Annotated in this window: 18 protein-coding genes; 7 read left to right on the forward strand and 11 right to left on the reverse strand. The window is 70.9% G+C overall.

Translation table 11 applies throughout. The features are described 5' to 3' along the window. Window positions 1–790: 790 nt before the first annotated feature. Both ABL310_RS11480 and ABL310_RS11485 read right to left on the reverse strand, forming a co-directional pair. Window positions 791–1,333 carry a flavin reductase family protein gene (locus tag ABL310_RS11480; protein WP_349371806.1) on the reverse strand — a complete coding sequence of 181 codons (543 nt, stop codon included), beginning with the start codon at window positions 1,331–1,333 and terminating at the stop codon, window positions 791–793. 75 nt (window positions 1,334–1,408) lie between these two features. Beyond that, window positions 1,409–2,506, reverse strand: coding sequence for an LLM class flavin-dependent oxidoreductase (locus ABL310_RS11485; protein ID WP_349371807.1), 1,098 nt, complete (start codon window positions 2,504–2,506; stop codon window positions 1,409–1,411). A gap of 127 nt (window positions 2,507–2,633) precedes the next feature. On the opposite strand from ABL310_RS11485, the gene ABL310_RS11490 reads away from it, so the two are divergent. Continuing rightward, window positions 2,634–3,200 carry a winged helix DNA-binding protein gene (locus tag ABL310_RS11490; protein ID WP_349371808.1) on the forward strand — a complete coding sequence of 189 codons (567 nt, stop codon included), beginning with the start codon at window positions 2,634–2,636 and terminating at the stop codon, window positions 3,198–3,200. Between the two features lie 12 nt (window positions 3,201–3,212). Here ABL310_RS11490 and ABL310_RS11495 read toward each other — a convergent pair whose 3' ends face one another. Beyond that, entirely contained in the window at window positions 3,213–3,842 is a 630-nt protein-coding gene (locus ABL310_RS11495; RefSeq protein ID WP_349371809.1) for a glutathione S-transferase N-terminal domain-containing protein, read from the reverse strand. After that, window positions 3,839–4,660, reverse strand: coding sequence for a FadR/GntR family transcriptional regulator (locus ABL310_RS11500; protein ID WP_349371810.1), 822 nt, complete (start codon window positions 4,658–4,660; stop codon window positions 3,839–3,841). Before ABL310_RS11500 ends, ABL310_RS11495 begins: the two co-directional genes overlap by 4 nt. 142 nt (window positions 4,661–4,802) lie before the next feature. On the opposite strand from ABL310_RS11500, the gene ABL310_RS11505 reads away from it, so the two are divergent. The 5 genes from ABL310_RS11505 (at window position 4,803) to ABL310_RS11525 (ending at window position 11,433) form a co-directional block, all read left to right on the forward strand. Continuing rightward, entirely contained in the window at window positions 4,803–5,927 is a 1,125-nt protein-coding gene (locus tag ABL310_RS11505) for an Ldh family oxidoreductase (RefSeq protein ID WP_349371811.1), read from the forward strand. Between the two features lie 75 nt (window positions 5,928–6,002). Then, the gene (locus ABL310_RS11510; RefSeq protein ID WP_349371812.1) at window positions 6,003–6,944 is read left to right on the forward strand and encodes a TAXI family TRAP transporter solute-binding subunit; all 942 of its coding nucleotides are present in this window, start codon (window positions 6,003–6,005) and stop codon (window positions 6,942–6,944) included. Window positions 6,945–7,029: 85 nt separating this feature from the next. After that, window positions 7,030–8,955, forward strand: coding sequence for a TRAP transporter permease (locus ABL310_RS11515; protein ID WP_349371813.1), 1,926 nt, complete (start codon window positions 7,030–7,032; stop codon window positions 8,953–8,955). Window positions 8,956–8,965: 10 nt separating this feature from the next. Next, window positions 8,966–10,705, forward strand: coding sequence for an L-arabinonate dehydratase (gene araD, locus ABL310_RS11520; RefSeq protein ID WP_349371814.1), 1,740 nt, complete (start codon window positions 8,966–8,968; stop codon window positions 10,703–10,705). 11 nt (window positions 10,706–10,716) lie between these two features. Next, on the forward strand, window positions 10,717–11,433 hold the full coding sequence (locus tag ABL310_RS11525) for a ribonuclease activity regulator RraA (protein ID WP_349371815.1): 717 nt from the start codon (window positions 10,717–10,719) through the stop codon (window positions 11,431–11,433). A 36-nt stretch (window positions 11,434–11,469) separates the two neighbouring features. On the opposite strand, the gene ABL310_RS11530 is transcribed toward ABL310_RS11525, so the two are convergent. From ABL310_RS11530 to ABL310_RS11560, 7 genes are all read right to left on the reverse strand, one after another. After that, on the reverse strand, window positions 11,470–12,432 hold the full coding sequence (locus tag ABL310_RS11530; protein ID WP_349371816.1) for a dihydrodipicolinate synthase family protein: 963 nt from the start codon (window positions 12,430–12,432) through the stop codon (window positions 11,470–11,472). A 19-nt stretch (window positions 12,433–12,451) separates the two neighbouring features. Continuing rightward, window positions 12,452–13,126, reverse strand: a complete 675-nt coding sequence (locus ABL310_RS11535) for an amino acid ABC transporter permease (protein WP_349371817.1) — start codon at window positions 13,124–13,126, stop codon at window positions 12,452–12,454. 111 nt (window positions 13,127–13,237) lie between these two features. Beyond that, window positions 13,238–14,026: an ABC transporter substrate-binding protein gene (locus tag ABL310_RS11540; RefSeq protein ID WP_349371818.1), complete on the reverse strand. Its 789-nt coding sequence runs from the start codon at window positions 14,024–14,026 to the stop codon at window positions 13,238–13,240. A gap of 277 nt (window positions 14,027–14,303) precedes the next feature. Further along, window positions 14,304–15,674 carry an FAD-binding oxidoreductase gene (locus ABL310_RS11545; RefSeq protein WP_349371819.1) on the reverse strand — a complete coding sequence of 457 codons (1,371 nt, stop codon included), beginning with the start codon at window positions 15,672–15,674 and terminating at the stop codon, window positions 14,304–14,306. After that, complete coding sequence (locus ABL310_RS11550; RefSeq protein ID WP_349371820.1) at window positions 15,671–16,444, reverse strand: aldolase/citrate lyase family protein; 774 nt, start codon at window positions 16,442–16,444, stop codon at window positions 15,671–15,673. The genes ABL310_RS11545 and ABL310_RS11550 overlap by 4 nt, the downstream gene beginning before the upstream one ends. 42 nt (window positions 16,445–16,486) lie before the next feature. Then, window positions 16,487–17,593 carry an LLM class flavin-dependent oxidoreductase gene (locus ABL310_RS11555; protein WP_349371821.1) on the reverse strand — a complete coding sequence of 369 codons (1,107 nt, stop codon included), beginning with the start codon at window positions 17,591–17,593 and terminating at the stop codon, window positions 16,487–16,489. 24 nt (window positions 17,594–17,617) lie between these two features. After that, window positions 17,618–18,316, reverse strand: a complete 699-nt coding sequence (locus ABL310_RS11560; protein WP_349371822.1) for a GntR family transcriptional regulator — start codon at window positions 18,314–18,316, stop codon at window positions 17,618–17,620. Window positions 18,317–18,556: 240 nt separating this feature from the next. On the opposite strand from ABL310_RS11560, the gene ABL310_RS11565 reads away from it, so the two are divergent. Then, entirely contained in the window at window positions 18,557–19,777 is a 1,221-nt protein-coding gene (locus ABL310_RS11565; RefSeq protein WP_349371823.1) for a pyridoxal phosphate-dependent aminotransferase, read from the forward strand. The last annotated feature ends 565 nt before the right edge of the window (window positions 19,778–20,342 follow it).

A 20,342-nucleotide genomic window follows, 5' to 3' on the forward strand; every position in this document is an offset into this window, starting at 1 on the left:
CGTGCCCTCCGGGGCCGACAAGCGAGGGCGTGACCTGCAGGAACGAGAGGTGGACCATCGACACGTCGATGATCGGGCCAAGCCGCGGGACCCAATGGCGCGATGAAATCGCGGGTATGTTCGGCGCCCGATCAAGCGTAACCCATCTTGGCCAGCGGCCCTCGGGCCGCGCGAACAGGTCGGACATATGGGTGCAGGCGATCTCGATGAGCCGGCTCGACCCTCTTGCAGACCAGGGGCCGTCCACATATGGGTCCCGGATCCGCTTCGCGGTCCGGGATGACGGGGGGAGGGTATCATCCCGGGCGCCGAAGGCGACCCGGGACCCATACGCGCCATCGTGTCCCGAGCGGCGTTCACGCCGCGTCCCGCCGCCCTCGATGCAGCCTCGTTCGCACGGGGCTCGTGATGCGACCTGAAGGTCGCAAGACCGGCGTCGGCGCGTATGGGTCCCGGATCCGCTTCGCGGTCCGGGATGACGGGGGAGGGCGTCATCCCGGGCGCCGAAGGCGACCCGGGACACCCTCCATCGCGTCCCGAGCGGCGCTCGCGCCGCGTCCCGTCGCCCTCGATGCCGCTTCGTTCGCACAGGGCGTGCGATGCGACCTGAAGGTCGCAAGACCGGCGTCGGCGCGATCCGCTTCGCGGTCCGGGATGACGGGGGGAGGGTGTCATCCCGGGCGCCGAAGGCGACCCGGGACCCATACCCTCCATCGCGTCCCGAGCGGCGCTCGCGCCGCGTCGCTCGCCCTCGATGCCCTTCGCGCGCTGGCCGCCGGGTCACCGAGCCTCACAGCCCCCGGGCCGCGCAATAGCCGCCCTCGCGATACATCAGGCTCTCGCCCCCGCGCACGTCGATCGCCAGCACCCGGCCGACGACGATCGAATGCGTGCGCCAGTCCACCAGCGAATCCACCACGCAGTCGATCCCGAAGGCCGCGTCGGCGAGGAGCGGGGCGCCGCTGTCGAGCGCCGTCCAGTCGCCCATCGAGAAGCGCTCGGCGCCCTTCGAGCCGTCGCGGCCGGCGAAGCGGTCGGCGAGCGCGGCATGGGCGCAGGTGAGCCCGCTCACGCCGAAGCGGCGCGTCTCGGCCAGCACGGGATGAATCGAGGCGCTCTTGGCCACCGCCAGCGTCACCGCGGGCGGGGAGAGCGACAGCGAGGCGAGCGAGGTCAGCGTCATGCCGGTGAGGCTCTCGCCGCGCCCGGCGGCGACGATGCAGACCTGCGCGCCGACGAGGCGCATGGCTCGCTTGAAATCGGCTACGAGCGGCGAGGATTCGAGCGAGGCGGTCGCGTCGCGCGCGGCGGCGGCGGGGGAGGCGGGGCGCATCGGGGGACCCTCCGTTCGATATGGACAAGCGACGGACGCGGCGGCGAACGAAAGCCCGCCGCCGCGCCGGTCTCCTCAGCGCAGGCCACGCTCGGCGAGGATCGGCAGCACCGTATCCCGGAAATACGGGAACTCGGCCACGTAGTCGATGAACGAGAGCGTCGTACCTTTGAAGCCAGCCTCGGCCAAGGCCGTGATCCCGTCCGCCACCTGGATCGGCGTGCCCACCAGCGGAAAGCCGCCATGGCCCATGGCCATCCGGTCGCGGATCAGAGCCAGGAGATCGTGCGGGAAGGAATGGGCGTGGGCGAATTGCAGGCGCACCAGGTTGTCGACCGCCTCCCAATCCGCGTTGTCGCGCGCCGTGTACTCGAGATAGGCGCGCGCCTCCTCCTCGGTGGGCCGGCAAATGACGTGTGAGAAGGTGAGGACGCCCACGTCCCGCCCGTGCGTCGCCGCCTGGCCCTTCAGCTCCTGGATCTCGTCCTTCGAGCGGGCGAGATCGATCGCCGGCGTGAACAGGAAGTTCGCGTTCCTCGTCGCAAAGTCGCGGCCCTGCGGCGAGCCGGCGGCGTTGAGGATCGGCGGCGTGCCGGAGACCGGGCGCGGGTCGCCCCTGACGTGCTTCAGGGTGAAGTACCGGCCGTTCCAGTCGAAATATTCGCTCTCGCGCCAGAGCTTGCGCACGACGTCGAACCATTCCTGCGCGTAGCCGTAGCGGGTCTCGTGGTCGTCCGGCAGGGTGAGGCCGAGCGCCTCGTATTCCGGCTTGTTCCAGCCCGCCACGATGTTGAGCCCGGCGCGGCCCTGCCCGATCTGGTCGATGGTCGCGATCTGCTTGGCCACCACCACCGGATTGTTGGCCGCCGTGTGGATCGTCGCGAAGACGGCGATGTCGCGCGTGTGGGCGAGCAGGCCCGCCGCCCAGGTCATGGTCTCCAGCACCGAGCCGTGGAAGTCGGTCTCGCCGCCGTAGCCGATCCAGCGGGCGATCGGCAGCATGAAGTCGATGCCCGCCTCGTCGAGCAGCTTGGCGAGGCGGACGTTGTTCTCGAAGGAGTTCACCCAGCGCTCGGGCACCTTCGTCACCGACATGCCCGACGAGCAGTTGGACGAGAAGGTGCCGAGAAGGAAGCGGTCCTCGGCGAACATGGGGTTGCGTGTGGCCGTCATGAGTTCCCCTCTGATTTTCAGATATATTTTAGGCTTGAAAGTCTATCGTAAAATCGCGTTTGAGCAAGCGGTCGGAACCGGTAAGATGTTGTGCGGTGCAAGAGGACGAGACGAGCCGGGAGACGGGATGGGGCGCGGCGAGGGCAAGGTGGAGAGCGAGCGCTCGGGCGAAACCGCCGCGGACGCGCTCGATCGGCGCTGGCATCTGGCGCAGACGCCGGCGGAGGTGGACTTCACCGAGCTCGAGTTCGCGGTGATGCGCACCTTCGAGTCGTTCGGCCGCTGGCAGTCGGAATGCCTCGCGGGCTCCGTTGACCTCGCCGCCAGCGGGCCGGAGAACGCGCTCCTCCACATCATCCGCATGAACGACCGGCCGAAATCGGTGAAGGAGCTCGCCCGCCTCGCCAACCGGGACGACATCCCCAACATCCAGTACAGCCTGCGCAAGCTGATCGGCGCGGGGCTCGTGGAGCGCTCCGGCTCCGGCCGCGCGGGCGTGGTCTATTTCGTCACCGAGCGGGGCAGGGCGGTGACCGACAAGTACGCCGCCATCCGCCGCGCCCTGCTCCTCGCCGCGGTTGAGGGCGTTCCCGACTTCCGCGAGCGCCTCGCCGAGGCGACGCGCACGCTCAACCTGCTCGCGGGCATCTACGAGGAAGCGGCGCGGGTCGCCGCGACCCACCGCCGGTCTTGAGGCGCCGCCGCCTCACCCCGGCGGGATCTCCCCCACCGCCTTCGGCACGTCGTAGCCCTTCCGCACCGCCGGCCGCGCGGCGATCGCCTGGTACCAGCGGCGCACGTGGGGATGAGCCGAGAGGTCGATCTCCTGCCATTCGTAGCGCGAGATCCAGGGCCAGATCGCGATGTCGGCGATGGAATAGTCGCCGGCCACGAACTCCGCCTCGGCCAGCCGCCGGTCGAGAACCCCGTAGAGGCGCTTCGCCTCGTCGGAGAAGCGCGTCTCGGCATAGGGCGCCGCGCCCTTGTTGAAGCGCAGGAAATGGTGGGCCTGGCCGAGCATGGGGCCGGCGCCGCCCATCTGCCACATCAGCCATTCCAGCACCCGGTAGCGGCCCTCGCCCGAGGCCGGCATCAGCCGCCCCGTCTTCTCGGCGAGGTAGATCAGGATCGCGCCCGATTCCATCAGCGTCTGGCCGGTGTCGTGGTCGACGATGGCGGGGATCTTGTTGTTGGGGCTGATCGCCAGGAAGTCCGGCGCGTGCTGCTCGCCCTTGCCGATGTCGATCGCGTGCGCGCGGTAGGGCAGGGCGAGCTCCTCCAGCGCGATCGAGACCTTGCGGCCGTTGGGCGTGGTCCAGGTGTAGAGGTCGATCATGAGGTTTCTCTCGGGATGTCCCGCGGCGGGGTCTCGCCGCGGCGGGCCTCGAAGCCCAGCATGCGGTCGCGCGAGCGGCCGATATGGGCGCGCATGGCGTCGCGGGCGCGGCCCGGCTCCTGCGCGCGGATGGCGTCGACGACCGCAGCGTGCTCGTCGAGCACGATCGGCAGGCGCATGGCGGCGCTCCTCTGGGCGAGGCGGCGCGCGGTGGCGATGCCGTCGCGCAGCGGCCGGCGCAGGAGCTCCATCACCTGCGAGAACAGGTGGTTCTGCGTCGCCGCCGCGATGGCGCGGTGGAAGGCGACGTCGGCGGCCGCGCCCGAATCCGGCCCGTCGAACTCCCGCGCGAGCCGGGCGGCCTCCGCCTCGATGGCGGCGAGGTCGCGCGCCGTGCGCCGCTCGGCGGCGAGGAAGGCGGCCTCGCCCTCCAGCGCGACGCGCATCTCGTAGCAGCGCAGGAGCTCGGCGATCGCACCGCTCGGGGCCTCGCCCATGAAGTCGGCGCTGAGCGTGCGCACGACGAAGGACCCCGCGCCCTGGCGCGATTCGATCAGCCCGTCCGCCCGCAGCCGCGCCAGCGCCGTGCGCACGACCGGGCGCGAGACGCCGAACGCGCGCGAGAGCTGCGTCTCGGACGGAAGCCGCTCGCCGACCGAGAGCCGGCCCGTTCCGAGCTGGATCAGGATCTGCTCGTAGATCTGGTCGGGCAGGCTCTCCTGCCGATGCGGCGCGAAGAACGCCGCTTGGGCGGCGATGTCCGCCTCTCTCGCCCGGCCTGCTGCGTCGTCCACGATCCCCGCCCCGCGCGCGCCCATCGGTCTCGTCCTTGCGGAAAACCATAGCGCGGATGCCCGTTTCGACAAGTTGTCTTTCAACTTGACAGGTTCGCGCCCCCCGGCGAACCTCGTCCTCACGAGACGCCGCAAACGGCGCAGGACCAGGGAACGGAGACGCTGGATGAGCGTGCACGCGGGCGCCCCCGCCGGAGCCGTCGCGCATGCCGAGAGGGCAGGCGGCCTCGTCGTCACGGCGGAGCGCCTTCGTGCGCAGCTGGAGGCGCTGTTCACGGCCTGGACCGGCCCGGAGCACGCCCGCGCCTCGGCGCAAACGCTCGTCGAGGCCGACCTGATGGGCATCGACAGCCACGGCATCACGCTGGTTCCGCTCTACGAGGAGCTCGTGCGCTCGGGCAAGATCGCCCGCGATCCGCAGGTCGGCGTCGCGCACGCCTTCGGCGCCGTCGCGACGATCGACGGCGGCGGCGGCTTCGGCCACGCGCCGTCGCTCCAGGCGATGGATCTCGCCGTGGAGAAGGCTCGCGCCTTCGGCATCGGGGCGGTGGGCGTGCGCCATTCCAACCATTTCGGCGCGGCCGGCGTCTACGCGCTGCGCGCTGCGGCGGAGGGCATGATCGGCGTCGTCACCAGCGCCGTGCACCTGCCGTCCATCGTCCCGGTCTTCGGCCGCGTTCCGCGCATGGGCACGAACCCGATCGCCTTCGCGGCGCCGGGCGCCGAGGGCGCGCCCTTCCTCCTCGACATCGCGACGAGCACCATCGCCATCGGCAAGCTCAAGCTCGCCGCCCGCGAGGGCCGCAGCCTGCCCGAGGGCTGGGCGGTCGACCGCGACGGCAAGCCCCAGAACGACCCCGAGGCGGCGCTCCGCGACCGGATGATGACCCCGCTCGGCGGCAGCCGCGCCATGGGCGGCCACAAGGGCTACGGCCTCGCGGCCATGGTCGAGATCCTCTCGACGCTCCTGCCCGGCGCCTCCTACGCGCCGCTGCGCGATCCGGACGCCGCGCACTACGACGTCGGCCATTTCTGCCTCGCGCTCCATCCCGACGCCTTTCGCGAGGCGGGCGGCTTCGGGCGCGACCTCGACGCCTTCGTCGCCTGCCTGCGCGAGACGCCGCCGGCCGAGGGCTGCGAACGCGTCCTCGCCCCGGGCGACCCGGAGCACGCCATGCGGGCCGTGCGCGCCCGCGACGGCATTCCCGTTCCGCGCTCCCTCGCCGACGCCGCCAGGGCGATCGCGGCCGAGCGGGGCGTGCGCTTCCTGCTGGAGGATCCGGCGGAATAGGCCGCCCGGCAGGGCCGGCCGTCACAGCAGAGGCCGTCCGCGAGAGACGGCCGTCATCTAGGGAGGAACCGACCCATGAGAAAGACGACACTGGCTCTCCTCGCCACCGTCGCGACCGCCGGCTTCGGCGGCGCGGCGCAAGCCGAGAACCTCATGCTGATGACCGGCCCGCAGGGCGGCTCCTGGTACCCGCTCGGCGGCGCGATCCAGAACATCGTGCAGAGCAACATGGAGGGCGTCTCGGTCCAGGTGCTCCCCGGCGGCGGCATCGCCAACGTCAAGGGCATCGCCACCGGCCGCGCCGACGTCGCCTTCGCCAACTCCGTCTCGACGGTGGACGCCATCGAGGGCCGCGGCGCCTTCGAGGAAAAGGCCCAGAACGTCTGCAACGTCGCGACGCTCTATCCCCAGTACTTCCAGATCGTCACGCTCGAGAGCAGCGGCATCGACAGCGTCGCCGACATCTCGGGCAAGGCGCTCGCCACCCAGCCCCGCGGCAACACCGCCGAGGACATCACCCGCCAGCTTCTCGACGCGGCCGGCCTGTCCTACGACGACATGTCCCAGATGCACTTCGTCTCCTACTCGGACGGCGTCGCGCTGATGAAGGACGGCAACGCCGCCGCCATGACGCTCGGCACCACCGTGCCGGCCTCCGCCATCATGGATCTCGCCAGCGGCTCCGACATCAAGATGCTGAGCCTCGAGGGCGCGATGATGGACGAGATGCAGAGCCGCAATCCCGGCTTCCAGAAGCTCACCATCCCCGCCGGCTCCTATCCGGGCCAGGACGAGGACGTGCAGGCCATCGGCTACGCCACCCACGTCGTCGCGCGCTGCGACCTCTCGCCGGACATCGTCCACGACATGCTGGCCGGCATGGTCGAGAACATCGGCGATCTGCAGGCGATCGCCGGCGCGATGAAGGGCGTCACGCCCGCGCAGATGGCGCAGGACGTCGGCGTGCCCATGCACGAGGGCGCCAAGCGCTACTACGAGGAGCAGGGCGTGCTCTGACGCACGCCCGCGCGCCCCGCGCGCCCGCCGGACCGGACCCTCCCGGCGGGCGCGACCCCACGGCTCATACAGGCGACGCCCGGCGATGGCCCCCACCTCGACATATCTGAAGCTCGTGCGGTGGATCGCGCTCGCGGTCGCGCTCTCGATGAGCTGCTACCACCTATACGTCGGCTTCTTCGGCACGCCGGACGCCTTCACCCTGCGCGCCACCCATGTCGGCTTCGCGCTCGTCCTGTGCTTCCTGACGCTGCCCGCCCGCGAGGCCGACGCCGGCCGCGGGCCCCGGATCTGGGACTGGGCGCTGATCGCGCTCTCCCTCGCGGCCGCCGCCTATCCGGTGCTGGTGAAGGACTACATCTACGCGCGCTTCATCTACATCGACGAGCTGCGCACGGCGGACATCGTGCTCGGCGTCGCGCTCACCCTCCTCGTCATCGAGGCGGCGCGCCGGGCGCTCGGCCTCGTCCTGCCGATCACGGTGGTGCTCTTCCTCGGCTATGCGCTCTTCCTGACGAACACGGCGCCGCTGCTCCTGCTCGAGCAGCTGTACCTGACGACCGAGGGCATCTTCGGCATTCCGGTCGCGGTCTCAGCGACCTACGTCGTGCTCTTCATCCTGTTCGGCGCCTTCGTCGAGCGCTCCGGCGCCGGCAAGCTCTTCATGGATTTCGCCATCAGCCTCACCGGCCACACCGCCGGCGGGCCGGCCAAGGTCGCCTGCGTCACGAGCGGCCTGTTCGGCTCGGTCTCGGGCTCGGCGGTGGCGAACGTGATGACGACGGGCGCCTTCACCATCCCGCTGATGAAGCGGCTCGGCTACCGCCCGGCCTTCGCCGGCGCGGTCGAGGCGGTGGCTTCGACCGGCGGGCAGATCATGCCGCCGATCATGGGCGCGGCCGCCTTCGTGATGGCCGAGTTCATGGGCGTGAGCTACCTCACGGTCGCCGCCTACGCGCTGATCCCGGCCTTCCTCTACTACGTCGCCGTCTTCTCGGCCGTGCATTTCGAGGCGCGCCGGCTCGGCATGCGCGGGCTGCCGCGCGAGGAGCTGCCGCGGCTTTCCGAGGTGCTGCGCGAGCGCGGGCACCTGTTCCTGCCCCTCGTCATCATCGTCGCCGTGCTGTTCGTCGGCTACAGCGCCCCCTTCGCGGCGCTCTGCGGCATCGTCTCGGTGATCCCCACCGCGCTTCTGCGCAAGACCACCCGCTCGGCGGTGAACCTGCGCATGATCGTCGAGGGCCTCGAGGCCGGCGCCGTCGGCTCGATCATGGTCGCGCTCGCCTGCGCGGCGGCGGGCATCGTCATCGGCGTGATCACGCTCACCGGCGCGGGGCTCAGCTTCTCGGGCTTCGTCATCTCGGCGGCGAACGAGATGCTGCTGCCGGCGCTGCTCCTGACCATGGTCGCGGGAATCATCCTCGGCATGGGCATGCCGACGACGCCCGCCTACATCATCCAGGTCTCGCTCCTCGTGCCGGCGCTCGTGCGCCTCGGCGTCCCGGTCGAGAGCGCGCACATGTTCGTGTTCTACTTCGCCATCCTCTCCGCGATCACGCCCCCCGTCGCCATCGCGGTCTACGCGGCGAACGGCATCTCCGGCGCGCAGCTCTGGCCGAGCTCGGTGGCGGCGGTGAAGCTCGGGCTGACCGGCTACATCATCCCCTTCATGTTCGTCTTCGGCCCCTCGCTCCTGATGATCGGGCCCTGGACGACGATCGCCGCCACGACGCTCACCGCGATGGTCGGCGTGATCTTCCTCGCGGCCGGACTCGGCGGCTGGCTGCTCACGGAGGCCTCGCGGCTCCAGCGCGTGCTCCTCGTCGCGGCCGCCTTCGTCCTGATCAAGCCGGGCCTGTGGACCGACGCCGTCGGCATCGGCCTCGGCGCCGTGGCGCTCGCGCTCCAGCTGCGCGCCCGCCGCCTGGAGAGCCGTACGGCGCCCGCGGCCGAGAAGGCGTCCGAGCCCGCCGCCGAGCCCGCGCGCAATCCCGTCAGACCGGCCGAGTGACGAGCGACAGATGACCGAGAGACGCAAGACGCCCGAGACCCTGCGCAGCGCCCGCTGGTTCGCCCCCGACGACCTGCGCGGCTTCGGCCATCGCTCGCGCATGATGCAGATGGGGCTCTCCCCGGAGGACTGGGCCGGGCGCCCGGTGATCGCCATCCTCAACACCTGGTCCGACCTCAACGCCTGCCACGCGCATTTCAAGCACCGGGTCGAGGACGTGAAGCGCGGCGTGCTGCAGGCCGGCGGCTTTCCCGTCGAGCTGCCCGCGCTGTCGCTGTCGGAGACCAACGTCAAGCCGACCACGATGCTCTACCGCAACATGCTCGCCATGGACGCGGAGGAGCTGATCCGCTCGCACCCGGTCGACGGCGTCGTGCTGATGGGCGGTTGCGACAAGACCACGCCGGCGCTGCTGCTCGGCGCGACCAGCGCCAACGTCCCGGCGATCTACGTCCCCGCCGGGCCGATGCTGCGCGGCAACTGGAAGGGCAGGGTGCTCGGCTCGGGCTCCGACGCCTGGAAATACTGGGACGAGCGCCGTGCCGGCAACATTTCCGACGCCGACTGGCTCGCCGTCGAGGGCGGCATCGCGCGCTCCTACGGCACCTGCATGACGATGGGCACGGCCTCCACCATGACCTCCATCGTCGACGCGCTCGGCATGACGCTGCCCGGCGCGTCCTCGATCCCGGCGGCCGACGCGAACCATATCCGCATGGCGGCGGCTGCGGGCCGGCGCATCGTCGAGATGGTCTGGGAGGACCTGACGCCGGACCGCATCCAGACCCGCCCGGCCTTCCTCAACGCCGTCAAGGTCGCGATGGCGCTCGGCTGCTCGACCAACGCCATCATCCACCTCATCGCCCAGGCGCGCCGCGCGGGCGTCATGATCGGTCTCGACGATTTCGACCGGGCGAGCCGGGAGGTGCCGGTCCTCGCCAACATCCGTCCCTCGGGCGAGCGCTACCTGATGGAGGACTTCTTCTACGCCGGCGGGCTGCGCGGCCTGCTCGCGCGCCTCGCGCCGCTGCTCGACCTCTCCTGCCTGACGGCGACGGGCAGGACGCTCGGCGAGACCATCGAGGGCGCCGAGGTCTACGACGACGACGTCATCCGCCCTCTCGACAACCCGGTCTACGCCGAGGGCGCGCTCGCGGTCCTGCGCGGCAACCTCGCGCCGGAGGGCTGCGTGATCAAGCCCTCCGCCTGCGAGCAGCGCTTCCTGCGCCATTCCGGCCCCGCCCTCGTCTTCGACGACTACCCGTCCATGAAGGCGGCGATCGACCGGGAGGATCTCGACGTCACGCCCGACCACGTCATGATCCTGCGCAACGCCGGCCCGCAGGGCGGGCCCGGCATGCCGGAATGGGGCATGCTGCCGATCCCCACGAAGCTCGTGAAACAGGGCGTACGGGACATGGTGCGCATCTCCGACGCGCGCATGTCCGGCACGAGCTACGGCGCCTGCATCCTGCACGTCTCGCCGGAGAGCTACGTCGGCGGCCCGCTGGCGCTGGTGCGGACCGGGGACATCGTCACCATCGACGTGCCCGCCCGCGCGATCCGGATGGAGGTCTCGGAGGAGGAGCTCGCCGCCCGGCGCGCCGCCTGGGAGCCGCCTCCGCCCCGCTTCGAAAGGGGTTGGGGCTGGATGTTCTCGCGCCACATCAAGCAGGCCCACGACGGCTGCGACTTCGATTTCCTCGAGACGGACTTCGGCCGCCCGGTCGACGAGCCCGTGATCTATTGAGGCCGCCGCTCATGCCGCTCTCCGACGACACCCGCGCGAAGCTGAAGACCGTGTCCACCGCGACGCTGTGCACGGGGCTCTACAAGCGCGGCCTGCGCAGCCAGTTCGTCCAGGACGTGCGCCCGCTCGACCCCGAGGTCGAGACCATGGTCGGCGAGGCCTACACGCTGCGCACCATCCCCGCGCGCGAGGACCTCAACCCGATCACGGTCTTCCAGGACCGCGCTCATCCCCAGCGAAAGGCGATCGAGGAATGCCCGCCGGGCGCCGTCCTCGTCGTCGACAGCCGCAAGGACCCGCGCGCGGCCTCCGCCGGCGCGATCCTGGTCACGCGCCTGATGACCCGCGGCGCCGCCGGCATCGTCACGGACGGCGGCTTCCGCGACGCGCCGGAGATCGCCCGCCTCGGCTTCCCCGCCTTCCACGTGCGCCCCACCGCGCCGACGAACCTGACGCATCATCAGGCGATCGAGATCGGCGTCCCCATCGGCTGCGGCGACGCGCCCGTCTTCCCCGGCGACGTGATCGTCGGCGACGGCGACGGCGTCGTCGTCATCCCCGCCGCTCTCGCCGACGAGATCGCCGAGGAGGCGGTGGAGATGACCGCCTTCGAGGATTTCGTCATCGAGGAAGTCCGTGGCGGCCGCTCCATCCTCGGCCTCTACCCGCCCACCGACCCGCAGGCGAAGGAGGATTTCGCCGCCTGGCGCGCCGCACGGGGGCGGTGAGGCGGGGGGCGCCCCTCTTCGGCAGGAATCTGGACGCTAGAACTCCTCCCGCAGGCTCGCCCAGCGCCGCCCCGTCTCGCGGCCCCCCTCCATGTAGTCTTCCGGCGCGTGGGTGTAGGGCGGTCGCGGCGGGCCGCTCTTCACGAGCCGCGACCCTTCCAGCCGCGCGTGGGCGATGGGAATGTTGTAGTCGACGAAATTCTCCAGCTTGCCGCCGGGGAACATCGGCGCCTGCGCCCAGGCCATGCGTTCGCAGATGCGCTCGGCCAGCGTCCAGTCCCGTCGCTCCACCGCGACGGCGAGCGCGACCAGCGGCTCCGGGCCGTCGGCGACGTTCCCCGTCCAGCAGGCGCGGGCCTCGTCCGGGAACGCCTTCGCGAACGCCGCCCATTGCGAATCGACCGGCAGGACGCGCATGCGCCCGGCAGCGGCGCGCAGGTCGTCGGCCATGCTCGGGCCGCCGATGTGCTTCGTCGCGACGATCTCGGGGATCTCGGCGAGCGCCGCGTAGGTCGGCGTATCGATCTTGCCCTTGAAGGCGAAGGAATTGTCGTAGACGACGATGGGCACGCCCGGCAGCGCCTCCGTCACGTCCCGGTAGTATTTCACGATCCCCGCCGGATCGAGCGCCATCCACATCGGCCGCCCGAGGAACAACCCGTCCGCGCCGATCTCGACGAGGCGGCGCGCCCGGCGGATCGTCTCGCGGGTGTTGAGCGTGGTCACGCCGGCGAAGAGGAGGCCGCGCCCGCCGAGCGTGCGGGCGATGCAGTCGGTGAAGTCCTCGTTCTCCTCCGGCAGGAGGCTCGGCCCCTCGCCGAAGGACCCGCAGGTCATCAGCGTGGTCACGCCCGCGCTGGCGATCGTCGCGACCATGCGCGCGGTCTCTTCCAGATCGACGGAGGCGGTGCAGGACCAATGGTCGGCGTCGGGCGTCGAGGGCGTCGGCAGGATGCCGACGATTCCGACGACGTCGTCCGGGGTGAGGCTGCGCGGCATCGGGTGTTTCCTTGTGTTCTCAGCGCGCGAGCGAGCGCTTCTGGCGCTCTTCGAGCACGCCGACGAGGCGCACGAGCGGCCAGAGGATGGCGAGGTAGACGACGGCGGCGCCGATCAGCGGCGTCGGGTTGCCGAAGAAGGCCTGCGCGTCCGTCGCCTGCTTGAGCAGGTCCGGCATGGCGACGACGGAGGCCAGCGAGGTGTCCTTCAGGAGCGAGATGCAGTTCGACGTCTGCGGCGGGACGGCGATGCGCGCCGCCTGCGGCAGCACGACGAGGCGCATGGTCTGGGCGAAGGAGAGCCCCATGGCGTGCGCCGCCTCGAACTGGCCCTTCGGGATCGCCTCGATGCCCGACCGCAGCACCTCGGCGGTGAAGGCGCCGAAGACGAGCGAGAGCGCGATCCAGGCCGAGGCGAAGGACGAGAGCCTGATCCCGAGGAAGGGCAGGGCGTAGTAGATCATGATCAGCAGCACCAGCACCGGCACCGCGCGAAACACGTCGATGACGACGATCGCGGCGAGCCGCAGGGGCTTGGGCGCGTAGAGCCGCGTCAGCGCCAGCACGAGGCCGACGACCGAGCCGGCCGCGATGCTGGTGATGCCGAGCTGCACCGTGGTGACGAGCCCGCTGACGAGGAGCGGCAAGGCGCGGGCGAAAACGTCCGCGTTGAAGAAGGTTTCGATCAGATCCATGGGGGTGCGTCCGTCCGAGCCGTGAGGCCTGCCCCGCGGGCGGGCGCGGGAAATGACGCGCCGCCCCCGGTTCACGGGGCCGGCGCGATGCGTGTCGCGCCGGCGCGCGGATCAATTCGCGGTCGGGATCGGCAGCACGGTCACCGTGCTCGTGCCCTCGTCCGCCGGGGCGCCGAGCCATTTCTCGTGGAGCTCGGCGAGATAGCCCTCCTCCTTCAGCTCGGAGATGGCGGCGTTCACCTCCTCGAGCAGCGGCGAGGTCTTCGGCATCATGATGCCGTACTGGTCGCCGGTCTCGATGCGCTGGGCGATCTCGAGGCCGGGCATCTTCTGGAAGGTGAACTGCAGGCCGGCGATGTCCGAGATCGCGCCGTCGACGCGGCCGTTGCGCGTGTCGAGCAGCAGGTCCTGCTGGGTGTTGTAGGTCTTGATCTCGGAGAAGCCGTACTTCTCCTGGTTCTCCCGGGCCCACTTCTCGCCGGTGGAGGTCGCGAGGGCGCCGGCGATCTTGCCCTGCATGTCCTCCAGGCTGTCGACCTCGGAGCCCTCGGCGGTGGCGAGCGCCATGTCGCTGTCGTAGTAGCCCTGGGTGAAGGCCTGGCTCTCGAGCCGCTCGGGCGTGATGGTGATGGTCGAGATCGCCAGGTCGATGCGGCCAGACGAGGTCGCGGCGAACAGCGCCTGGAAGCCGAGATCCTGGATCTCGACCTCGCGGCCCATCTTCTCGGCGATGGCGTGGACGAGGTCGACCTCGAAGCCCTCGAACTCGCCGCGCTCGTTCTTCACCTCCCACGGCGGGTTGGCGGGATAGGCGCCGACCTGGAGCGTCTGCGCCGCCGCCGGGGCGGCGAAAGCGGCGACGACGGCCGCCGCGGCGAGTGTGCGAAGCATGCTCTTCATCGTGTTCCCCTCTTCGGGCGCTCCGGCTGCGGAGCGCGGTCGATACTGCAGGTTCGAGTTGTTATCGCCCTGGTTCGTGAGGCAGCCGCCGGTTCTTCGCGGAGGCTGGACCCGTTCCCGTATAGACCCGGTTGACCCGGGTTTTCCTTTCGTTTTCCGGGAAATCGGCAGAAAACGCCGCCGATTTCCGGTTCCACCCGGCGATTTCACCCCGTCGCGGCCCCGGACGCAAGATCCATTGAAAGCCCGCAGTTCGATGACCGCCGATTGAAAGGCTTCAGAGCACGCGCCCCCTGTTCAGGATGTCCTTCGGGTCGAGGGCCCGCTTCACGGCGCGCATCAGCGCGAGCTCCTCGGGCTTGCGCGAGAGCGCGAGATAGGCGCGCTTGTTGCGGCCGATTCCGTGCTCCGCCGATACCGATCCGCCCTGAGCGGCGACGATCCCGTAGATGCGGTTCTCGACCGCCGCCTTGTCGATCCCCTCGCCGCCGACGATCAAATGGAGGTTCGAATCCGCGACGTGCCCGAAGATCACGCTGAGCGCCCCCGGCCAGCTCTCGCGCGCCGCCGCGCGCATCGCCTCCACCGCCGCGCCGATCCGCGCGCGGGGGAAGCTCACGTCGAACGAGACGAAGACCGGCAGCTTGCCCTGGTATTCGTAGGGCGATTCGCGATAGGCCCACAGCCGCGCGCGGTCCGCCTCGGAGCGCGCGAGGATCGCGTCGGAGACGAGCCCTTCCTCGAGGCAGGCGGCGAGCGCCTCCTCGAAGCGCGCGGCGCCGGCCTCGCCGGGCCCGGTGGCGGCCTCGACGAGCACCAGCACGTCGTGCTCCTCGGCGAAGGGCGCCGACAGGCCTGCACCCTCCACCGCCTGGCGCACGAACTCGCGCCACATCGCCTCGAAGACGAGGAGGCCGCCGGCGAAACGCCGATCGAGCGCGCGCAGCAGCGCGAGCGCCGCCTCGGCGTTCGCGACCGCGCAGAGCGCCGTGTGGACGCCCTCCGGCTTCGGCTGGAGACCCAGCACCACCCGGGTGACGATGCCGAGCGTCCCTTCCGAGCCGATGAAGAGCTGCGTCCAGTCGTAACCGGCGTTGTTCTTGAGCATCTTGTTGAGCGAGCCGACCACGGTTCCGTCGGCGAGCACGGCCTCGAGGCCCAGCACGTTGCGCCGCGCCATGCCGTAGCGCAGGACGGTGTTGCCGCCGGCGTTCGTCGCGACGTTGCCGCCGATCGTGCAGGTGCCCCGTGCGCCGAGATCGATGCCGCATTGGAAGCCGGCCTCCGACGCCGCCTCCTGGATCGCCTGCAGCGGCGTGCCGGCTCGGGCGGTCAGCGTCGCCGAGACGGGATCGATCTCCTCGATGCCGTTCATTCTCTGGAGCGAGATGGCGATCTCGCCTTCGACCGGATGGGCGCCGCCCGCGAGGCCGGTCATGCCGCCCTGGGTGACGACCGGCTGGCCGTGCGCGTGGCAGATGCCGAGCGCGCGCGCGACGTCCTCGGTCGTGCGCGGCAGGAGGAGCGCGAGCGGGCGCGTGGGCGCGAGGCCGCTCGCGTCGGCCGTGGCGCGCTCGGGGATGTCGACGCCGGTGCGGACCACGTCCGGGCCGAGCGTCGCGGCGAGCGCCTCGAGGACGGGGCTCATCGCGCACGTCTCCGCTTCGGCCGCGACAAGGCTTCCGTGGCTTCTCGGAACCCGCGCGCGACGATGTCGACGTCGTTGGCGGCGACGACCATCCGATACCCCTCGCCGCGCCGCGTCTCGGCGGCCTCGACCGAGCTCGTGAACACGCCGCACGGCTTGCCGGCGCGCGCGCAGGCCTCGCGAATCGCTGCGCAGCTCTGGGCGTGCCGACGCTCGGCATCTTCGCCGTCGCCGAGGCACAGCGCGAGATCGCCGGTCCCGATGAAGACCATGTCGATCCCCCGCGCCGCGGCGATCGCGCCCGCATTCTCCAATCCCTTCAGCGTCTCGATCATGACGATGACCACGACTCCGCGCTCGGCGGCCGCGACATAGGCGCCGAAATCGACGAGCGGGCGCACGCCGCCGCCGGAGCGCACGCCGCCCGGCGGAAAGCGGGCGTAGCGCGCGGCCTCCTCGGCCTGCTCCACGGTCTCGACGAGCGGTACGATCACGCCCTCGGCGCCGGCGTCGAGAGCGACGCCGATCGGGGTCGCGCCGCTCTCCGCCACGCGCACGAGAACCGGCACCTCCGCCGGGACCACGCCGATCGCGGCCTCGAGGTCGCGCCGGTCGAACAGGCCGTGCTGGAGATCGAGCACGATCGCATCGGGCCGCGCCCGCGCCGCCGCCTCGACCATCGCGACGGAGCCCATGGCGAGCCACGCGACGGCGAGGTCGTCGCCGCGATCGAGGCGGTCGCGCAGGGGCGAGCGGGTGGAATCGAACATCAGGACGCTCCGTGTGAACGCGAGGGCCGGATCACGAGCGCCTCACTGCGTGCGCAAGCCGGCCTGCCGCATCAAGGGCAGGACGCGCTCGCAGAAGAAGGGCAGCTCGCCGGCATAGTCGACGAAGGTGAGCGCCGCCCCGGCATAGCCCTGGGCGGCGATCCGGATCAGGTCCTCGACGATCCGCTCGGGCGTGCCGACGAGGGGATAGGTGCCCGCGCCCCCGGCGAAGCGCTGGCGATACAGGTCGAAGGCCTCACGGTCGTGAGACCCCGCGAATTCCTTCTTCCTGGCCATGTGATCGTCGACGGCGGCGTGATCCGCCTCGTGCACGGCGTAACGCTCGTAATAGGCCTCGGCCTCCGCCTGCGTCTCGCGGCAGACGACGTGGCAGACGGTGTAGACGCCGACCTCGCGTCCGGCCTCGGCCGCGCGCGACCGCATGTCGTCGACGTGCCGTCGGCCGTCGTCGATATCTGAGAAGGTGGAGAACAGGTAGTCGCAGTGCCGGGCCGCGAAGGCGCGCCCGGGCGGGCCGAAGGCGGCGTTCATGGTCACCGGCCGCGGCGCCTGGACGCTCGCGGGGCGGCTGACGACGCCCTCGAGGTCGTAGAAGCGCCCCTTGAAGTCGAACGGCTCGCAGGCGGCGTAGGCGCGCTCGATGATGGTGATCCACTCCGCAGCCCGCGCGTAGGCGTCCTGGTCGACGCTCGCGCCGAACATGGCGAACTCGGCCGGATTCCAGCCGCAGACGATGTTGAGCCCGGCGCGCCCGCCGCTGACGTGGTCCACGGTGGCCAGCGCCTTGGCGGCGTAGACCGGGTGGACGAGCGGAACGTGCACCGTCGCGAACAGCCCGATCCGGCGCGTCGCCGCCGCCAGCGCCGCCGCCCAGGTGAAGGTCTCGAACGACCATTCGCGCACGTTGGTCGCTCCGCCGAAGCCCTTCCAGCGCGCGATCGGCAAGGCGAACTCGAGGCCGGCCTCGTCGGCGAGGGTCACGGCGGCGAGATTGTCCTGCCACGTCGCCCGCCAGCGCTCGGGCACGGTGGTGATCGCGAGCCCGCCGTCGGCGTTCGTCGAGAAAACGCCGAGCTTGAAGCGGTTCGGGCCGTCGAGAGGGTGCTTCGCAGCCGAGCTGGGGGCCATGGGCCTCGTCCTTCCGGGAGCGCGTCAGACGGCGCGCAGATGCGACTTCGTCGCCTCGGGCCCGAGCTGCGCCTTGCGCGCGGCGAAGTAGGCCTGCTCGGCCGCGCCGATGAAGGCCGCCATGCGGTCGCTCGCCGCGATCGGATCGCGGGCCACGAAGGCGGCGTGGAGATCCTCCAGGCCCTCGATCACCACCTGGCGGGTCGCGGGCCGGCGCAGCGTCTCCAGCCGCACCGTCTGGACGTGATCGACGAAGCGCGAGATCGTCGAGGCGAGGCGCTCGTTGCGTACGCAGCCGAGCCAGGAATTGCGGAACTCGATGTTGGCGAGGATGAAGCGCTCGACGTCGTCCTCCTCGGTGGCGGCCTTCGCGTCGGCGAGGGCGGACGTCAGCTGGGCCTCGGTCGAGGCGTCGAGAGCGCGCGCGGCGTGCGCCGCCGCGCGGGGCTCCAGCAGCTTGCGCATCTCGAAGACGTCGCGCACGTCCTGAAGCGTCAACGTCGGCACTGCGAAACCGCGGGTCGTGCCGACGAGGTAGCCCTCGTTCACGAGCTGGAGCAAGGCCTCGCGGGCCGGCATGCGCGAGGCCCCGTACGCGCTCGCGATCTCCACGTCGACGAGCTTGTCCTCGGGGCCGAACTCGGAGCGCTGCAGGCGCCGGCGCAGATCGGCGTAGATCCGCTCGCGGATGCTCTCCCGCTTGCTCTGCGCATTCGTCGCCATACTCATCCCCGCGTTGCTCTTTCTCGCCCGTTCGAGCCCTTTCCGGATACAGTATGCAGTTCGCGCGGAGCGGTCAAACCCGGCGACCATCCCGGAAGGCGCGAATTCTCCCGGTTCGTCCGGAAAATTTCGCCCTTGTTTCATGCTTGAACTGGATGCGGATTTGAGGGACACTGCAGGATACGGGAAATGACGTGGTTCCGCCGCGGGGCGGATGCGGGCTGAAAGGGCTGGCGATCCATGCAGGGCAATCCACAGACGGCGGCACCTTTCCTGCGCAACGTTCCGGAGAGTCTCGCCGTCGCGCGTGCGCGTCCGCTCGTCCAGGATCTGCCGACCGAGAACATCGCCGAGCTCGCCGTGCGCGCGCGTGAGATCGGCGACGTGATCCCGCTCTGGTACGGCGAGGGCGACCTCGTCACCCCGCCCTTCATCCGGGACGCGGCCAAGGCCGCGCTCGACGCCGGACGCACCTTCTACGAGCCGAACATGCGCGGCGCGCCGGGGCTCACCGAGGCGCTGGCCGCCTATCAGACGCGGCTGCACGGCCGCGAGATCGCGCGCGAGCGCTCGACGGTGACGCCGGGCGGCATGCAGGCGCTGGCGCTCGCCTTCCAGCTCGTGCTCGAGCCGGGGCACAACATCGTCTACGTCGAGCCGCAATGGCCGAACATCGCCAACCTGATCCACCTCAGCGGCGGCGAGGGACGGCCGGTGCCGCTCGCCCTGCGGGACGGTGATTGGCGGCTCGACCTCGACGCGGTCGCCCGCGCCTGCGACGCGCGGACGCGCGCGATCGTCTTCTCGACGCCGGCCAACCCGACGGGGTGGACCGCGAGCCGGGAGGACCTGGCCGCGCTCCTCGCCTTCGGGCGCGAGCGGGGCGTGTGGATCGTCTCGGACGAGGTCTACAATCGTCTCTATTGGGCCGGGCCCTCGGCGCCCTCCATTCTCGAGATCGCCGAGCCGGAAGACCTGGTCCTGTCGATCAACAGCTTCTCCAAGGCCTGGGCGATGACGGGCTGGCGGATCGGCTGGCTGACGCATCCCGCGTCCGTCGCCCCGCACCTCGCGGCGATGACGCAGTACGTCAACAGTGGCGTCTCGCCCTTCGTGCAGGCCGGTGCGGAGGCCGCGATCCGGGACGGCGAGGACCTCGTCGAGACCATGCGCGAGCGCTGCCGACGGGGCGTGGATCTCGCCTATGCGGCGCTCGACCGTCTGCCGGACGTGCGCCTGCCGGCGAAGCCGCGCGGCGGCATGTACGTGTTCTTCGCGCTGGAATCGGAGCCGGACTCCACCGCGGCCTGCAGGCGCGTGCTCGAGGCGGCCCGCGTCGGTCTCGCGCCCGGGGCGCTGTTCGGCGCCTCCGCGCGCCCTTACCTGCGGATGTGCGTGGCCCGCGATCCCGATCAGCTCCAGACGGCCCTCGACCGTCTGGTCGTGGCCTTGGGCGGTTGAGAGATGGTCGCCCGCGAACACGCCCCGCTCGCCGGCCGGCAGTCGGTCGGTCGTGAGCCCGACTCCCAGGCGAATCGCGGGCGAGCCGGGGCGGCACTCCCGGCGCGTGTTTCCACGAAGCGGCTGCAGCCATGGCGGGCTCTTTTCGAAACCGCACATTCACGATGTGCGGATTTTCCCCAGATTTCATGGGAAAAACAATTCCCGGTTACGCCACCCGCGTCTGTCGCCGCGATCGACGGACGCATGCCGGCTCCGGCGGGCGTCCGAGCGCGTGCGTCGGAGCGAGTACGATTCGGAGGGCCTCCGGTTGAGCGTGCGACGGCAAGTCTGACCAGACATGCCCGACGGCGCGCCGCACCCGCTCTGCGCGCGGCAATCCTCAGGAGGTCGGCGCGACTATTCGGAGTGTCCCGCGGCCGGGGGCGCATCACAATCGAGGCTCCGGTCGCTCGTGCGGCGCTTGCGGCAATTCCGCACGGCCGCACCTCGAATTTCGCTTTGCCGGTTCTCTCGCCCCCATACGACGCGCGTGGGCGATCCCGTCGCCCGCCTCGATCTCGAC

It is taken from the genome of Salinarimonas sp. (genome assembly GCF_040111675.1).
GTDB lineage: Bacteria > Pseudomonadota > Alphaproteobacteria > Rhizobiales > Beijerinckiaceae > Salinarimonas.

Excerpts from the sequence above, each read along its gene's own strand:
- ABL310_RS11550 (WP_349371820.1), bottom strand. The coding sequence starts at position 16,444 with ATGTTCGATTCCACCCGCTCGCCCCTGCGCGACCGCCTCGATCGCGGC.
- ABL310_RS11535 (WP_349371817.1), bottom strand. The coding sequence starts at position 13,126 with ATGGATCTGATCGAAACCTTCTTCAACGCGGACGTTTTCGCCCGCGCC.
- ABL310_RS11510 (WP_349371812.1), top strand. The coding sequence starts at position 6,003 with ATGAGAAAGACGACACTGGCTCTCCTCGCCACCGTCGCGACCGCCGGC.
- ABL310_RS11500 (WP_349371810.1), bottom strand. The coding sequence starts at position 4,660 with ATGGGCGCGCGCGGGGCGGGGATCGTGGACGACGCAGCAGGCCGGGCG.
- araD (WP_349371814.1), top strand. The coding sequence starts at position 8,966 with ATGACCGAGAGACGCAAGACGCCCGAGACCCTGCGCAGCGCCCGCTGG.
- ABL310_RS11555 (WP_349371821.1), bottom strand. The coding sequence starts at position 17,593 with ATGGCCCCCAGCTCGGCTGCGAAGCACCCTCTCGACGGCCCGAACCGC.
- ABL310_RS11485 (WP_349371807.1), bottom strand. The coding sequence starts at position 2,506 with ATGACGGCCACACGCAACCCCATGTTCGCCGAGGACCGCTTCCTTCTC.
- ABL310_RS11515 (WP_349371813.1), top strand. The coding sequence starts at position 7,030 with ATGGCCCCCACCTCGACATATCTGAAGCTCGTGCGGTGGATCGCGCTC.
- ABL310_RS11530 (WP_349371816.1), bottom strand. The coding sequence starts at position 12,432 with ATGCCGCGCAGCCTCACCCCGGACGACGTCGTCGGAATCGTCGGCATC.
- ABL310_RS11495 (WP_349371809.1), bottom strand. The coding sequence starts at position 3,842 with ATGATCGACCTCTACACCTGGACCACGCCCAACGGCCGCAAGGTCTCG.
- ABL310_RS11505 (WP_349371811.1), top strand. The coding sequence starts at position 4,803 with ATGAGCGTGCACGCGGGCGCCCCCGCCGGAGCCGTCGCGCATGCCGAG.
- ABL310_RS11525 (WP_349371815.1), top strand. The coding sequence starts at position 10,717 with ATGCCGCTCTCCGACGACACCCGCGCGAAGCTGAAGACCGTGTCCACC.
- ABL310_RS11540 (WP_349371818.1), bottom strand. The coding sequence starts at position 14,026 with ATGAAGAGCATGCTTCGCACACTCGCCGCGGCGGCCGTCGTCGCCGCT.
- ABL310_RS11560 (WP_349371822.1), bottom strand. The coding sequence starts at position 18,316 with ATGGCGACGAATGCGCAGAGCAAGCGGGAGAGCATCCGCGAGCGGATC.
- ABL310_RS11480 (WP_349371806.1), bottom strand. The coding sequence starts at position 1,333 with ATGCGCCCCGCCTCCCCCGCCGCCGCCGCGCGCGACGCGACCGCCTCG.
- ABL310_RS11490 (WP_349371808.1), top strand. The coding sequence starts at position 2,634 with ATGGGGCGCGGCGAGGGCAAGGTGGAGAGCGAGCGCTCGGGCGAAACC.
- ABL310_RS11565 (WP_349371823.1), top strand. The coding sequence starts at position 18,557 with ATGCAGGGCAATCCACAGACGGCGGCACCTTTCCTGCGCAACGTTCCG.
- ABL310_RS11545 (WP_349371819.1), bottom strand. The coding sequence starts at position 15,674 with ATGAGCCCCGTCCTCGAGGCGCTCGCCGCGACGCTCGGCCCGGACGTG.